Below are 15,190 nucleotides of genomic sequence, written 5' to 3'. Positions count from 1 at the left end.
GGACACGGAAACTGCCGCCGACAAGATGAGAAAGCAGCAGATGGGGATGCAGCTATTGGGCATGGAAGACAAGTGCCCCTTCAGCCGCCGCACCATCCAGGAGAAGTATTTCGACATCGAAGACCCCGAACGCGAGGAACAGGCGATCCTGGTGGAGTACGTTGAGCGCCAGGACGAGATGCGCCAGTACCTTGCTACTCTCGCCGCTCGCCAGTATGGGCTACCGGAACCGAAGCAGCCCGCTCCTGAGCAGCCGCCTACGGGCGCTCCTCAAGGGATGCCGCCTGAGATTATGCAGGCGATGATGCAGAGCGGCGGGATGCCGCCTGGTGCCCCAGGTGGTATGCCCGGACAGGCGGCGATGGGACCGGGTGGGATGCCCGGTCAGCCGATGGGGATGCCCACCGGTGTGCCCACGAACCTGATGAGTCCGCAGGCAATGGGCGGCTCTCCCGGCCCAATGCCCACGCCAGGCATGATGCCGCAAGGCGGCCCGCCCATGCCCCCAATGCCGCCAGGAGCGCCTAGACGATGAGAATGCTGAGTAACGAAGAAGTGAGTGCCCTAAGCCAGGCTACCGACGTTCAGCGATGGCTTGAGGGGGTGGACTTTGTGGGGTATTGGCGCGACAACCCGTCACTCATCTTTACCAGCCGGGCGCTTGGGCCAGAGCCGGTGTATGTGATTATCAGTACCGACTTCATCCGTGAGGCACTTGGTGAGCTAGATGGCTAAAGCTTGGCCTGACCAGTACCTAGAAGCAACCCAGACTGCCAAGGACAAGATACGCAAGACGGTAGACGGGCTTCCCCGCATGGAGACGCCACTGACCGAGCAGTTGTCCAGGGAAGACCAGCAGAAGATGTTTGACAGCCGCATCAAGCCGCTCCTCCTCACCCACCAGACCGACAAAGTGCTGACGTGGATCGCCCGCAACGCCCCGCCTAACACCGACCCTGGCAAGGAACTCTTTAGACTAATCAAGCAGTTTGGAGGTGAGAAATGAGCCAGTTCCCCATGAATAACCAGTGGATGAACTACCAGCAGGGGCAACAGCCACAGAGCCCGTGGGGCCAGGCGGCCCAAGGGCAACTACCGTACTATGGTCAATCACAGCAGAATCCCGCATACATGCAGCAATGGCAGCAGATGATGGGGCAGCAGGGCGGGGGCCAGCCGTTGCGGCAGAAGCCCAACATGATGGGACAACAGGTGTATGGGCAGCAGGGGGGTGGTTTTGTGAACCCGATGCAGGCTATGGGCATGTCCGCTCAGTCAGGTGGCGCCTCGTTCCCTGGCGGCCTCACCGGCACCCAATCTAACTACCCCTGGTGGGGCGGGCCGCAACAGACCAACTCCGTCAACGGGTCTACCTACTCCGAGATGCCCGCTTACGAGATGCCTAACTGGTTCAATAACGCTCCCTGGGATGTAACGCAGTGGCAGAACATGACGCCAGAGCAGTTGCAGGCGACCATCGCCTTCAACCAGCAGGCGATGCCCTGGACGCAGATGGCTCAGGCGTACCAACAGTGGCAGAACGAGTTCAACCAGAACGCCTACCAGTGGGGCAACGAGTTCGACTGGAAGAAGACGGGCGATCAGTTCTCGATGGACTTGGCCACTCGCCAGCAGGACACCAGCGAGAAGCAGTGGGGCGATGAGTTTGGGCTAAAGAGCCAGGAGCAGGCCGACCTCAACAAGTGGCGCGACACCCAGGCCACGCTCGAACGAGAGAAGATGGCCACTGACCAGGAGAACGCTGCGCTTGCTTCCTGGGGACGGAAACTCAGACCAAATACAAGATGGATGTAATGCTGCCTGAAAGCGTTCGCATCGGCCCCGCCACCTTCTCGGTAGCCTACGATCCTACCATTCAGGACGGGCTTGACGGCAAGATTGAGTACGCCGAGCGCCGCATCAGAATCCGTCCCGGCTTTCACGATGAGCATACTTGGTCGGTGTTCATGCACGAGGTCATGCACGGCATGTTGGAGTTCTGCTGCCCCTATTACCAGGAAGCCCCCGACCGGGAAGCCCTAGTCGAGGTACTGTCGCTTGGACTCCAACAATTGCTACTAGACAACGCCGTAATCGCACGGCATTACCTTCCGCAGTAGGAGCCTTGCGTGGCTGATTGGTGGGAGAGTAAGGAAGCTTGGCAGTCCATGGAGGAAGCCGATCCTGGCTTCACCGAGTGGGCGCACAAGTACAAATTGGAGCATGGGTTCTATCCTGGCGGCGGTCAGGACGAGAGCCTTGCTCAGGCTATCTCGAATAGAGAGTGGTCTAGAGGCGTTGCTTCCGGGCGTGGCAGTGGCCCTACCCAGCAGGAGTGGGTGTCCCACTACTACCGCCCTGACGAGTTAGGCGATACCGGCCAGTATTGGCCCTATGCCGTGGCGGCCATCAACAAGGCGTTCCCAGAGACGGGAGCCAAGACCAACAACACGCCTGGCTTCAATGACATTGTAGCCCAGAAGCAGTATGACATCATGGCTCCGTATTGGGAACAGATGGCTCGCTTCGGCGTGGGCAAGGCCGGGGGCACTACGAGTGGCACTGGAGCCGATTGGGAAGACATTCTGCGCCAGGAAGCCGAGGCTCAGGGCATCGGGGAATACTATCCCATCCTGCGAGCCATCGTAGACCAGGAGTCGGGCGGCGATCCCACAGCCGTCAACGCACAGACGATGGCTACCGGCCTTATGCAGATCATGCCGTCTGACGTATCTGATAGGTACAACGGCATGTTCGACGACCGCCCAACGTCCGCAGAACTTCTTGATGTGGCCGTAAATATCCGAGAAGGCGTCGCGGATTTCAAGCGCAAGTTAGACGCTGCCAACGGCGATATCGTTACCGCCTTGACCAACTACAGCGGCGGCTACGACACGTCCAAGTATGCCGCGCCCGTGATCGAGCGAGCGCAACGCTATGGGGGCGGCTCGCCCGCCCCTCAGCCCACCTACAACGAACCGAATCCCGATAACGCCTACATGATGCGCGAGGACGGGGGCCAGACTAAGCCAGAGCCGGAAGTCCCCGAAACCTTTGAGCCCGGCCCGCAGGCTTACGAAGCCCTGACCAGGGCCGGTCTGTACAAGCCCACACCAGAGGCGCAAGCGGCGTTGGCGGGCACGATAAAGCCCAGCACGCGACGGCAGACCGTAGCGCAAGACCCGACGCAGCAGACCCTTGGCGCTATCATCAACGCCCTCATCAACGCCTACCCCCAAGCGGCGGGCACGGCGATAGACCGCTGGAACCAGGGCTTTGACGCTCGGCAACGTGGTATCGGGCGGGTGAACGAGGCAATAGAAAACCTGCCCCCATCGCCGATAGACCCGAACGCTCCGATGGGCGAGCCTGGCAACCTAGAGCAGTTGTATCGGGAAGCGGTCACAGATTGGGCCACGCCTAAAAAGCCTGGGCCTGTCTCTCCCACTGAAGCCTTGAACCGGATGCGCCAGTCTCCCGACACGCAGGAACGTCCTGCTCCGGGCGTGGTGTGGGAACGGCTGTATCTCGACCCCAACTCTAGCGATATGCAGCGCCAGACCGCCTTGCGGATGCTGGGGCTGCGAAACGACGCCGACTTTCAGTTGACACAGGTTGCCGCCAATCGTCCTGAAGTGCAAGCGGCCAAGCAAGCTGCCCTCGATATGTGGGGGCAAGGCAACACCAGGGTAGACCTACCCAACCAGAACCTATTCGTCACACCCGAAGGGGCGGACGGAGCAGCAACAATCCTCGGTGGGGCAGCCGCCCTTGCCGCCGGGGGTGTTGGTATGGTGGTTGGGCCGTCTGCTTTCGCCATTGCGGAGATTGGCAAGGCGGTAGGCAACAGCATCGCCAACACGCCCATCATCGGAGAGTGGGTACAGGAATTGGCCGCCTCGGCCAGTAACGCTCTACCCAAGGTCACGATGCCTACGCTGGGGGGAGTAGGCCAGGCAGCCCTCACCGCCCTCTCTCAGGGTGGCTTCTTGCCAGAACAAATCCTTGGCATGTTTGCCATCGCCCAAATGACACCGGAGCAGTTGCAGCGGTGGAGCGACATGGAGGCGGCCCGCCAGCAAGTATTCGACTTGCGGGCGGCTGGGCTAGAGGACACGCCCGAATACCGCCAGGCGCTTTATCGTTGGCAGCAGATAGAGGCTCAAGAGAAGGCTCGCTACGAAGCCGCCTTGGGCGTAGACGTGAGCGGCGTCCCAGGTATCCAGCAACTAGAGGCATTTGTCGGCGGCTTCTACTCGCCTGAAGAACTGGAGAACGCTACCTCGGCTCCACCTACGTTGGAGGCTGCTCGCCAAGTAGCGATTGACCCAACCAAGCGGGCGGCGGCTTGGGAAGCGGCACGGGCTGGTTACTGGACTAGCCCCGGCCTGACCGCCCTCACCTACATGCAGTTGTTGGGCGTGGATACGGGCGATTGGGAAGCGACGATTCAGAAGGCGGCTCAGTACCAGAATCTTGGTAACGAGATGCTGGGCCAGATTCCCTTTGACCTCTACAACCTGCGTTTGTTCGAGGCCCCCGGCAAGGCGGTCTACAACCGCTTTATGAATCGGGGCAAGAACTACTGGATCGCTGACGCAAACAAAACGCTCGACGCTGTTCACGATGACATCCTTAGAAGTGGGCAGAAGCGCAGCGCCATCTCGACCATCATGCCCGGCGCTACCGTGGACGCTCGTCGAGCCGAGATGATCAACAAACTCAGCGTGTCCATGCAGATGGCGACCGACGGAGCCGAGACCGCCGAGGACTACGTTCGACTTCTGGCCGGTTACACCGCCGACCCCGTTGGTTTCCTCAACAAGCGTGGCCTTCCCAAGTCGCAGGGGATGCTAGAAGGAGCAGCAATCCTGCGGGAATACGCCGGATTCGGCGTCAAGGAAATACGAGTCAAGCGGTACGCCGATGATCTGGCCGAGGCCGTCCAGCGGTACAAGACCGCCAAGGCGGCAGGCACCGCCACCGACGAGATGTTGGAGAACGTCAAGCGGCTGCGGCGGCAACTCAATACAGCCAAGCGGGCCGAACCGGCAGAGAGTCTGGCCAAGCGGCTAGACAGAATCGCCGACCAAGGGGCGAAAGTACACGGGCTGGCCGGGGCTGACCTGCGCGAGTATGTCCAGGAAGAAGCGTTCGGCCTTCTCCAGAAGACTATAGACGGACTCGTACCAGAGTCCTCGGCTAACCTGTTGGAGAAGGGTCTGCGGCCCGTCATGCGGAACCGTTTCTACCAGGGCTTTATGAAGACCCTGGTTACGGGGCACATGGGCCTCAACCCCGGCTGGCTCATGCGGAATATCACTTCCGACGCCGCGATCTCCCTGATTGACGGCTACAACCCGTTCCGTTCCGCGAAGTCGGTGCGGAAGTTCATTGACGAGTTTGGCATCGAACCACGAAGCGTGAGCAAGGCCGCTCCTATTGGAAGCCAGGTGGGCGCTGGCGGCTCCGACATTGGCATCATGGGCATTCAGTCCCACGTCGAGCGGTTCGGTGGCGAGAAGGTGTACACCGAAGCCGCCAGTCGCACGCTGCGTAACCTGAACCGACAGGCGATTGACAACTACCTGGCCGCCGCCCCCAAGGGCATGTTCACCCCCGCCCAGGAAGCCTACCTACGCCACATCGGCGAGCGGAGCCTGAGCGAGAAGCAGTTCCGCACTGAGATGGCTAAGGTGTTCAATGGCACCGCCAAGGTGGACGACATACTTGGCCCCGCCACCTGGAAGCAAGCCTACGACCTCAACGTCGAAGAAGAACTCAAGAAGATTCTTGACGCCCCTGACGACACCGCTCGCGCCGCCGTCCGCAAGGCGCAGAACAAGACGCTGGACACCTACGTCGAGAAGCACCCCCTCAAGGACAACCCCCGCGTAGACTCGGCTGAAGGGCAAGCGATCCAGCAGATTCGCAAGAATCCGCAGACCTACGATCCGGCCAAGATGGGCGCTGAGGCGTTAGACGAGCATATTGCAGAACTAGATGAACTCGTGCCCAAGGCGACCGGGACAGAGGGCATCCCAGAAAATCGGTTGCAGTGGCGTAGTAACGTCCACGCCAAGCGATACCGCCCTTACCTTGACGCCAAGGCTAAGGTGCTAAAGGCGACAGAGGACATTGCCAACCTACCCAAGTCTGCTGAAGCGGAGCGTATCTGGGGCAACCTAGTGTCAGCCCAAGAACAAGCGGATACGGCCTTCGCCCACGCGAGAAAGGTGTGGGATGACGCCAAGGACGCCCTTGCCAAGAATGGGCGTACTCCAGAAGTGAACGGCATGTTCATCCATGCCGATAACGCCTGGGCTAAAGCTGCCAAGGAAGGTAGTCGGGAACTAAACAAGGCGTACCAGGAATACATGAACTGGCACAAGTCGGTCACTGGAAAGTGGCCGACCACGCCAAGCGCGGGCAAGGCTGCCGTGGGTACGTCAACTGCCTCCGCGCCTACGCCCAAGGCTGTCGCGAGGCGACCGTGGGAGATGACACGCACTGAACTTCACCAGGCTAAGACAGCCAGGCCGGGCGCGTACAATGATGAAAACTGGCTGGACTTTAGCAACAAAGCGCCGGTTTTCCGCGACGCTGCCGATGACGCAATCAAGCGCGGCCTAACGGCACGACAGTTCGCTGATGAGATGAAGGCGAAGTTCCCGCAAAACAAGCGCGGCACGATTGAGTGGGAAGATTATTACCGCTGGCGTAGATACTACACAGGCCAGGACTGGAAAGCGACACAAGCTGGGGCCTCCTTTGCGGGCGCCCCTATGGGAGGCGACCTTGACTGGATGGATGACTCCCACTATCGCGCTGTCCTAGAGGCACTTGTTGCTGGCGAGAAGGTGCCGCCCAACGTTCTAGCCACCTACCCTGATCTGGCCAAGGCCGCCAGTGACCCCAACGAACTCGCCAAGATAGTCAACACATTCAACTCCCGCACTGACGTATCCAAGCCAATTGCCGCCGCGCCTACGCCCAAGGCTGGCACTCAGGGCGCGCAAACTGTCGCAGAACGGCTTGCGGTTCAAGATGCTGAGGAACTTGCTTCGTTCGAGGCTGCGCTTCGCGCTAACCCTTACCTGTCCTCTGCAACGGAAGACCAGATTCAGCAGCTTCTTCAGGAGTTCAAGACTGGTTCTGTTGAAACGAGAGATGCGCTTCGCCAACAACTAGGCACGCCCAAGGCCGCCACGGAGACAGCGGAAGCCGCCCCCCAAGCGGCTCGCGCTGAGGAAGCGGCGGGGGCCGTGCCTGAAGCGGCTGCGGCAACTGACGTGCTGCCTACCCCTGGGTCTGAGTTCGCTAGGGTTTATGGGCCAGATGCGCGGCTAAAGGAGCCGTGGCAGATGACCCGTAAGGAATGGAACGATTTCCACGGTAAGATGCGGATTGACAGCAATAAGATGGGCCTTGACAATAACTACTTCTATGGTGTTGAGGAGGCCCAGGTCGAGGCCGCAATGGAGTGGAATCGCCGATTCCACGATCTCCAGGCTCCAGTCAAGACAAAGGCAGGGTGGGAACAACTTAAGGCCGACGACCTCAACATGCACAAGCAACTGATACGGGAGGCCATTAATAAGGGCTATCCTGTCCCGGATAATGTGCTAAGGGAATACCCCGACCTTGCAAAACGGGGTGGCGTCGCCGGTGCCATCGCCGACGAAACCGGCTCCCTCGACCTCGCCAGCATCAAGGGCCAGGTCGAGCACACGAAGCGGTTCCTGGATGACGTGGCCGAACGCCTGAAGGGCCGTCCTGGCCTTAGCAAAGTGGAGCCGCTTACCGACGAGGCCAAGAAGTACCTCCGCGAGAACTACGCCGAGTACATGAAGTTCCTCAACAAGAACCGCCTGGTGGCTGCCAACTACGGCGAGCACGCCCGCCACTTCGCATACCATAACTACGACGGCAAGACCTCTGCTGACCAGTTGGCGTCCCTGCTCCTGATGTACCCCTTCTGGAGCACGCGCACCTACGCCAAGTTGCCCCTGCGCGTGATGCAGCACCCTGGTCTGGTTGCCAAGTACCTGCGCTACAAGCGGTGGCTGGAAGAGGAAAACAAAGACCTGCCAGAGTGGTATCGGAACAAGATCGTCATTGATAACACGAAGATACCCTGGCTTCCCGAAGAACTGATTATTGACCTAGAAGCCTCGATCAACCCCTACAACTCCATGAACAGGGAGCCGTTCGAGCGGCCTCGCCAGTTAGAGGGCGAAGGCATAGATCGCTACCTGGGCGAGTACATGCAGTTCGTGGAGAAGTACGGGTTCAACGCTCACTTCGGCATCATCGCTGCCTATGCCGCCGCCAAGGCCGCTGATGGCGACGCCGAAGCCGCTAAGGCGGCAATGGGCTACCCCGCCCCCGCACTGCGGGCACTCCGTGACATCACTGCCTGGATGGGCCTCAACAATGGCTGGGGTATCGAACTGGTGCCCTGGCACTGGCGACAGGGGTTACAGACGCCGTTCACCGGAGCCGACTACTACGCCCTTCGCAGGATTGGTGGCCAGATTGGCAAGTTGGCCATGAGCGGGGAGATCACTCCGCTTGAGGCGAGAGAGGCGGCCATAGCCTATGCCCGTGGCGAAACGGATAATCCCATTATCCGCAAGGCGCTCGAAGCGGAGACCGACCAGCGCAGCGTGTTCAACATCCTGGGCTTCTTCACCAGCTTCAGCGTCAAGGGCCGCTCTGGCTACGATAGGGAACTAGACCAGTTCTACGCCGACCGTGACGCTCTCTACGCTCAGGCCGCCAACATGACCGACGAGGAGTTCAGGCAGGCCCTCTCCGAATTCTATAACGACCCCGCTCACTACCACTATCGCGTTGCCGATATCGCTCGCTCCGAAGTGGACGAGGCCGAGACTGCCTACATCCGCGACATCTGGTGGAACTCCATCCCACCTGGACAACGGGACGTGGCGCTCGCCAAGTACGGTGACGATGAGACGGGCGCAATCCTAGAGCGAATGCTGGACAAGGATGGGCCTGGCATCGCTGGGTTGTCAGTAGAAGAACGCACTCGCGTTACAATGTTTATGGCGGCGCTTTCCAGCAAGTACCCACCCCCCGACCAAGAGATGTTCGAGGAATGGCAGGCGGTCAAGGAAGCCTGGAATGGACTAGAGGCCGCTACAGCAGAGAAGTTCGGCAGTCCCGACGCCATCTCCGCTACCGATGCTCTGAACATGATGCGCCAGGGCAAGGGGCAGCCCGCACAGAGCGAGTTCGACCGAATACTGGAGGCATATTGGGCGGCTGACGAATCCACACGCAAGGCGATGCGAGAGCAGTATCCAGTCATTGACGAATACTTTGACTGGAAAGAAGCCTACATGGAGAACGACCCGCTCCTGATGTGGTACTACGGGGACGTTCCCCGCGACCAGGCCACTGACAATCTCTGGAATCTCTACAACGCCTTCACCGATGCCGGGATGGCCCAGACCAAGGTTGACCTAGCGGAAGACCTTGACGCTATGGGCGCGGACATGGGTATCCCCGGATGCGAACTGAACGAAGAGGGCGAGGGCTGTTTCACTCGCTTCTTCCGCAATCAGGATACTAGAGACTATGAGAAAATCCCTAACGAATTGTTGCTCGCCTGGACGCTGTACGTCGCTAGTGAAGCTGCTAAGCGTGGCGTTGATCCTAATGTGTATCGCACACAGGAAGGCGAAGCGCCGGGCACCCAAACCCTTGCCCCCGAACCCAGCGGTGGAGATCCCGCCATCGTCACCTCCCCCTGGCAAATGGGAGAATCAGAGCCTACCCGTACCGGACTGCCAGGTACTGAATACGAGGAAACCTACGGGGCCGGGGCCAGCAGCGGAGCCACCACAGGACTCGAAGTTCCTACTGATGTACCAGGGAGAGCCACTACAACTCTACCACCTAATAGACCTGGACTTGCAGCCCCAGGAGTGGATGTCGCTCCTGCAACTCCTGGACAAGGCCCAGGAGGAAGTGATGGCAAACCTATGGCTGCGGGGGATGGGGGCGCTGAACTAGGAACCCCGTCCGCCTCGACCGGGGAGAAGTCCTTCTGGGACTTCGACTTCACCGAAGAACAGTTTGAGCGAGCCGCGCCGGAGATGGACGCGCTCCGTTCCGAGCGGAACCGGCTCTACCAGATGTGCGAAAACGGAGTGGAGCAGGCATGTAACCAACTCAAGGACGATCGGTTCAACGTGTTCAGCACGCCGGAATGGCTGTTCTACTACGAGCAGATTGCCCCCGGCTGGAGGCTGCAAGACAGCGGCTTCTACGACGATCCCACGATCAAGCAGTGGCTTGACCCCGCCACCCGCGAGGGCGTGACCGCAGAGGCCGCCCTGAAACGGATGCAGGAACTAAAGGCGGCCCTGCCCGATCTCTCCTTCGGCGACCCCAAGGAATACTCGCAAGCCAGAGACGAACAGGAGCAATGGAAGGAAACATCAGAGAACCTTATGCCGGGGACTATGGCCTATCGGCAAGCCCAAGCGAAATACGCCGAAGAGCATCCCATATGGGCCAAGTATTACCTTCGCCCGCAGACCGCCGCCAGCCTAGCCGAATACGCCGCCAGGGGGTGGACGTATGCCCCCAGAAGTGGTGGGGGCGGGTCGTCCGATGGTGGCGGGACGAGCGGGGGGAGTGGGTATAGATACACCGGCCCCTGGTTCTCCCCCGACACGTTCCGGGGAGCCAACACCTCACGACGCCCCGCAATGCAAGACTCCGACCTATGGCAGCGCGTAGTCCTGGCTGCCCTCAGCAGAACGAAGCAATAGGAGCAATACCACATGCCCGATAAGCCCACCGCTGACGGAGCGGTAGTGATTGGGACGGAGCGGGAAGAACCCGTAGCCGAGCCTAAGCCCACCGTAGCCGAGAGTGGAGAGCAGCATTCCGAAACTCCTGCCGCCCCGGAACCCGTAGACCTCTCTAAGTTCGAAGAGTTCCGTAAGTACGACGCCAACATGCAGCGCAAGGTGGCTGAACTAAGCCGCTCTGCCCAAGAAGCCCAGCGTCGTGCGATGGAAGCGGAGCAGATTGCCAGCAAGGAACGCCTTATAGCCAACACCCGTAGCCGCCTCCAGTCGCAGGGTGTGGACGATGGCACGATCAACGAGACCGTGGGAGAGCTTGAGGGAGAAGTACAGCAGTTGAGGGCCTACCGCATGATGCGGGACATCCTCGATGAGTATGGCTTCAAGCCCGCCGAGTTAGACCAAGCCGATTACGGTCGTGGCCCTGATGACCTCCGCGCCAACCTGGGCAGGAAGAAGGCCCAGCGCGAGTTAGAGGAGGCCCGCAAGGCCGTTGAGGAAGCCAAGAAGGAAGCGGAGCGCCTGAAGGCAGAGGCGAGTCAGTTGGCAAAGAGCCAGGAGTTACAGGATCGCCGCACTACCGGGGCCGACCGCCTGGCCGGTGGGGAGCCTATGCCCCGCCCTGCCGACCAAGAAGTGCTGTACAACGAGTACCAGAAAGCGGTCAACAAGGCACTCACCGGACTCCACAAAGTCCAAATCAGACAGCAGTTTAGAGACCGGGGCCTACGCATCTAGCATCATAACCGGAGGCCACAATGGCTATCGGATACGGGGCTGACCAGCCTCGCACCACGTACTCGGACACCAACCTCGGCAAGAGAGTAATCGCTGATGCCATTCAGATGATTACTCCCACCGACACGCCGTTCCTCTCCAAGTTCCCGCCCGGCTCTGCTAACCAGAAGTTTCGGGTCAGCGCCGGTAGAGACGCCAAGGGCACGAAGATCGAGTGGATTGAAGACGATCTCCGCGCCACGTCTGGCACGATGGCGTCCACCTGCACCTCGGACAGCACCACGATCACGGTGAGCGACGGCAGTTACTACGCCGTTGGCGACCTCATCAAGATCGACTCCGAGTTCATCTGGGTAAGCGCCATCACCCAGAGCACCAACACCCTGACCGTTACCCGAAATGTTAGCGGCACCCAGGCTACCCACGCCAGCGATGCCACTATCTACATCGTCAGTAACGCCAGGATCGAAGGTGCTGATACTACCTACGGGCCTACCACGACCGTTGACCAGCCTTACAACTACACTCAGATTCTTGAGGATGGTGTCAAGGTTACTCGGTCAGCGCAGAAGTTGGCTCAGTACGGCGTGACCGACGAGTTGGCCCGCCAGCGAGACAAGAAGCTCCTGGAGCTTTGGCGCTCGCTGGAGAAGGCCCTGATCCTGGAGAACAACGACCTGCGTAGTGCTGGCTCGGCCACCACGGCCCGGTTCGCCGGTTCCCTGGGTGCCTTCATTACCACGGCTGGCAACTACACCACGTCTGCTACCACGATCACCAAGGCCAACATTGACGACCTCTCCAAGGACATCTACCTGGACGGCGGCAACCCCCGTATCCTCATGTGCCACCCTCAGACTGCGGCTCGCATCCGTAACCTGCTGGATAGCTCCAGCTTCGTTCGGGTAAGCCAGGACGAGAACAGCCTGGGTATGCGGCTTGAGAACATCGTCACTCAGTACCATGAGCTTGAGATGCTCTCGAACCGGCACATGGACTACGACTACCTCTGGTTGCTCGACCCCGACTACATCGGTGTCTACGAGTTTGACCCGTTCACCGAGTATGACGTACCGGTCGCTGCCGACATCGCGGGCGCTCTCCGTATCAACGGCGAGTTCTCCCTGGTCGTGCAGCACGGCACCCTCGCCCACGGAAAGGTCTACACGACCCTCTCCACCGGCCTCTAGCAGTTCCCCTGGGGGAGGGGCAACCCTCCCCCCGTCCCCTTGGAGGTTCTTTGCCCTGGAAGGTTGACATCGGTGTCCCCTGTAACAAGTGGCAGTCGCCGAAGTGGTGGGGCAAGCTAATTGGCGAAGTCCTACGGGCATCCCGCTATGACGGCGTAGAGGTGGGGCACACCATCTTCTCTGGTGGAGCACTCACCGACTCCTCGCGCAACACTATCGCTGACGAGTTCCTAGCCAACGACAGCGACTTCCTGTTCATGTTCGACGATGACACCGTGCCGCCACCTGGCACAATGTCACGCCTCTTGTCGCTCCATGTGCCCATCGCCAGCGGGGTCTACTTCGGTCGGTCTGACATCAAGAAGGGCGAGAAGGTCATTCCCCTGGTCTACCGGCTCACCGACCCCAACGCCACCATCGGCGAGTATTACCCCATCACCGAGTATTACCGGGGCGAGATCATCCAGGCAGACGCCACCGGCATGGGCTGTAGCCTGGTGCACCGCTCCGTTTTCGAAGCGATCAAAGACCACTACGTTCTACTCCAGCGCCCCACCGGCCCGCTCATCCCCGTAGCCCCGCAAGACGTAGACAAGAGCATGGCGATGGGGAACAAGCCTCTTGTCGTGGGCAAGATGGAGCACGACTTCAACTATCCCTTCTTCCTGTTCGATGGCGCTCGCACGGAAGACTTCTTCTTCTACGAGTTGGTGCGCCCCCTGGGCTACCGAGCCACCGTGGATACCAAGGTCGAGTGCCAGCATCTAGGCGAGTACGCCATAGACGGCGACGACTTCTGGGCCACCCAGATCAAGGAGTGGGAGCGGTGAAGTACATTCGCTGCTCCATGATGGTCAAGGGAGCGGACGGCCCCCGCCCCTGTTGGAACGAGGCGGCCTATTGGGGCCTGAAGTCCGGGCCAACGTGTGTTAGGCACGCGATTATGAACATGGACTTGAGAGAACAGTTTCGCAAGATAACGCAACAGGAGGCGTGGAGACTTGTCCGAGAGTACACCCGTTACCAACCCTGCATTTGCGACTACGAAGCCCAGCGAGTCGGGGAGCGCCAGACCTAAAGCCTACGCTATCGGCCCCGACAGCGAGGCGGTAGCCGCTCATCTGTTCCCCGACTTCGAGGTCGTAGTCTGTGATGGAATGCCGAGCGAACCGGCAGAGCGGGTGTTGCTCAACGGAGTCCTCCAGTACATGACCTTCTCTGCTGCCCTGGCGGTGCTTGGGAGAGCAGCCGAACTGGTAAAGCCGGGTGGGGAACTGCACGTCATTGTGCCGTCCGTGGATTGGGCCATCCGCGAACTCATCAAGCCTCACCCCTCTCCCGCCGCCACGTTCATCCTCTGGGGCAAGCAGTATCAGGGCGAAGACCTGTACCACTCCGGCTGGACGATCTCCCACCTACGCACCTACGTCACCAACGCGGGCTGCGTGGTGCGCGAGGCCAAGGCCCTGGACGCCTACTGGACACTGCTAGGCCCAGACGGACGGGAGGAAGAAGCGCCGGTGAAACTCAACTATGTCGTGGGGGTGAAGAATGTCCCTGCTCCGTAGCACGCTATGGGGGGCGGTGGCCCGCAACCTGGGCACCGTCTACCTGGAGAGCACCGTCACTAGCGGCTCCACCTCCACCATCGTAGACACTACCGCCCTGACCGGCCAGTACGCCGATGACTACCTCAACAACGCTTGGGTGGCAATCATCACCGACGCCGGTGGGGCGCACGCCGCGCCCGAAGGCGAGTCCAGGCGCATCAGCGACTTCGTAGGCTCGACCGGCACCATCACCGTGCCCACCGTGTTCTCTGCTTCTCCTGCCGCAGGCGACGCCTACCGGGTATGGAGCGGAGTGCCCAAGGCCGAGATTCTAGAGGCTGTGTCCGAGTCCCTACGGGCCGCCTGGCCCTCCTTCTACCAGCGCGTCTATGACACCACTACTGACATCGCCGATGACACCTATGAGTACGACATTCCCGCTACCATCGAGTACCTAGTAGACGTGGAGATACAGGGCGACGAAGACTCCACCTACTACGTTCCGGTCAAGAACTGGACGGTACGCAAGAGCGGGGCGTCTACTCGAAAACTGGTGCTGGATCACAACCAGACCTTCACCACCGACTACGACCTGCGGCTAATCGGCATCGGCCCCCTGGACTACCCCGCCAACGACTACACCGCCGTCACCATCGAAGGCGAGTACGAAGACGCCCTGCTCCAGTTCGTCGCCGCCTACGGGGCCGCCCTGATCGAGGATCGCCTGATGCACCGTGACGCCGGTAACGACAGGCGGCACGTTCACCGATACGACACGCTCATGGCCAGGGCCAGGGACGCCAAGAAGCGAGCCATGCCCAAGCCCGACCCGCATGTGCATGTAACCCTGCCTGAGTATTGGAACTAG

10 protein-coding genes are annotated in these 15,190 nt (G+C 60.3%); all 10 read left to right on the top strand.

Features of this window, described 5'->3' with window-relative positions; genetic code table 11:
- On the top strand, nt 1-535 hold a 535-nt coding region (locus tag WC683_08740), incomplete at its 5' end, for a hypothetical protein (protein MFA4972688.1).
- A gap of 192 nt (nt 536-727) precedes the next feature.
- The gene (locus WC683_08735) at nt 728-1,006 is read left to right on the top strand and encodes a hypothetical protein (GenBank protein MFA4972687.1); all 279 of its coding nucleotides are present in this window, start codon (nt 728-730) and stop codon (nt 1,004-1,006) included.
- A complete protein-coding gene (locus WC683_08730) occupies nt 1,003-1,815 on the top strand; it encodes a hypothetical protein (GenBank protein ID MFA4972686.1) in 813 nt (270 codons plus the stop codon). Before WC683_08735 ends, WC683_08730 begins: the two co-directional genes overlap by 4 nt.
- On the top strand, nt 1,806-2,120 hold the full coding sequence (locus tag WC683_08725) for a hypothetical protein (protein ID MFA4972685.1): 315 nt from the start codon (nt 1,806-1,808) through the stop codon (nt 2,118-2,120). The genes WC683_08730 and WC683_08725 overlap by 10 nt, the downstream gene beginning before the upstream one ends.
- 9 nt (nt 2,121-2,129) lie before the next feature.
- On the top strand, nt 2,130-10,805 hold the full coding sequence (locus WC683_08720; protein MFA4972684.1) for a transglycosylase SLT domain-containing protein: 8,676 nt from the start codon (nt 2,130-2,132) through the stop codon (nt 10,803-10,805).
- A gap of 12 nt (nt 10,806-10,817) precedes the next feature.
- Nucleotides 10,818-11,582: a hypothetical protein gene (locus tag WC683_08715; protein MFA4972683.1), complete on the top strand. Its 765-nt coding sequence runs from the start codon at nt 10,818-10,820 to the stop codon at nt 11,580-11,582.
- 20 nt (nt 11,583-11,602) lie between these two features.
- A complete protein-coding gene (locus WC683_08710; protein ID MFA4972682.1) occupies nt 11,603-12,772 on the top strand; it encodes a DUF5309 family protein in 1,170 nt (389 codons plus the stop codon).
- 50 nt (nt 12,773-12,822) lie between these two features.
- Nucleotides 12,823-13,602 (top strand): hypothetical protein, encoded by a 780-nt coding sequence (locus WC683_08705; protein MFA4972681.1) that lies wholly within the window; start codon nt 12,823-12,825, stop codon nt 13,600-13,602.
- A 171-nt stretch (nt 13,603-13,773) separates the two neighbouring features.
- Nucleotides 13,774-14,340 carry a class I SAM-dependent methyltransferase gene (locus tag WC683_08700; protein MFA4972680.1) on the top strand — a complete coding sequence of 189 codons (567 nt, stop codon included), beginning with the start codon at nt 13,774-13,776 and terminating at the stop codon, nt 14,338-14,340.
- Nucleotides 14,324-15,190 (top strand): hypothetical protein, encoded by an 867-nt coding sequence (locus tag WC683_08695; GenBank protein ID MFA4972679.1) that lies wholly within the window; start codon nt 14,324-14,326, stop codon nt 15,188-15,190. Before WC683_08700 ends, WC683_08695 begins: the two co-directional genes overlap by 17 nt.

The sequence above is a fragment of the bacterium genome (assembly GCA_041648665.1).
In the GTDB taxonomy this organism is placed as follows: Bacteria; UBA10199; UBA10199; order 2-02-FULL-44-16; family JAAZCA01; genus JAFGMW01.
The sequence above is the reverse complement of the archived record's forward strand: the minus strand, read 5'-3'. Positions and strand labels throughout refer to the sequence as shown.

Bases quoted from the DNA above. Each gene is read 5' to 3' on its own strand.
- WC683_08735 (MFA4972687.1), top strand. From the start codon at position 728: ATGGCTAAAGCTTGGCCTGACCAGTACCTAGAAGCAACCCAGACTGCC.
- WC683_08730 (MFA4972686.1), top strand. From the start codon at position 1,003: ATGAGCCAGTTCCCCATGAATAACCAGTGGATGAACTACCAGCAGGGG.
- WC683_08725 (MFA4972685.1), top strand. From the start codon at position 1,806: ATGGATGTAATGCTGCCTGAAAGCGTTCGCATCGGCCCCGCCACCTTC.
- WC683_08715 (MFA4972683.1), top strand. From the start codon at position 10,818: ATGCCCGATAAGCCCACCGCTGACGGAGCGGTAGTGATTGGGACGGAG.
- WC683_08710 (MFA4972682.1), top strand. From the start codon at position 11,603: ATGGCTATCGGATACGGGGCTGACCAGCCTCGCACCACGTACTCGGAC.
- WC683_08695 (MFA4972679.1), top strand. From the start codon at position 14,324: ATGTCCCTGCTCCGTAGCACGCTATGGGGGGCGGTGGCCCGCAACCTG.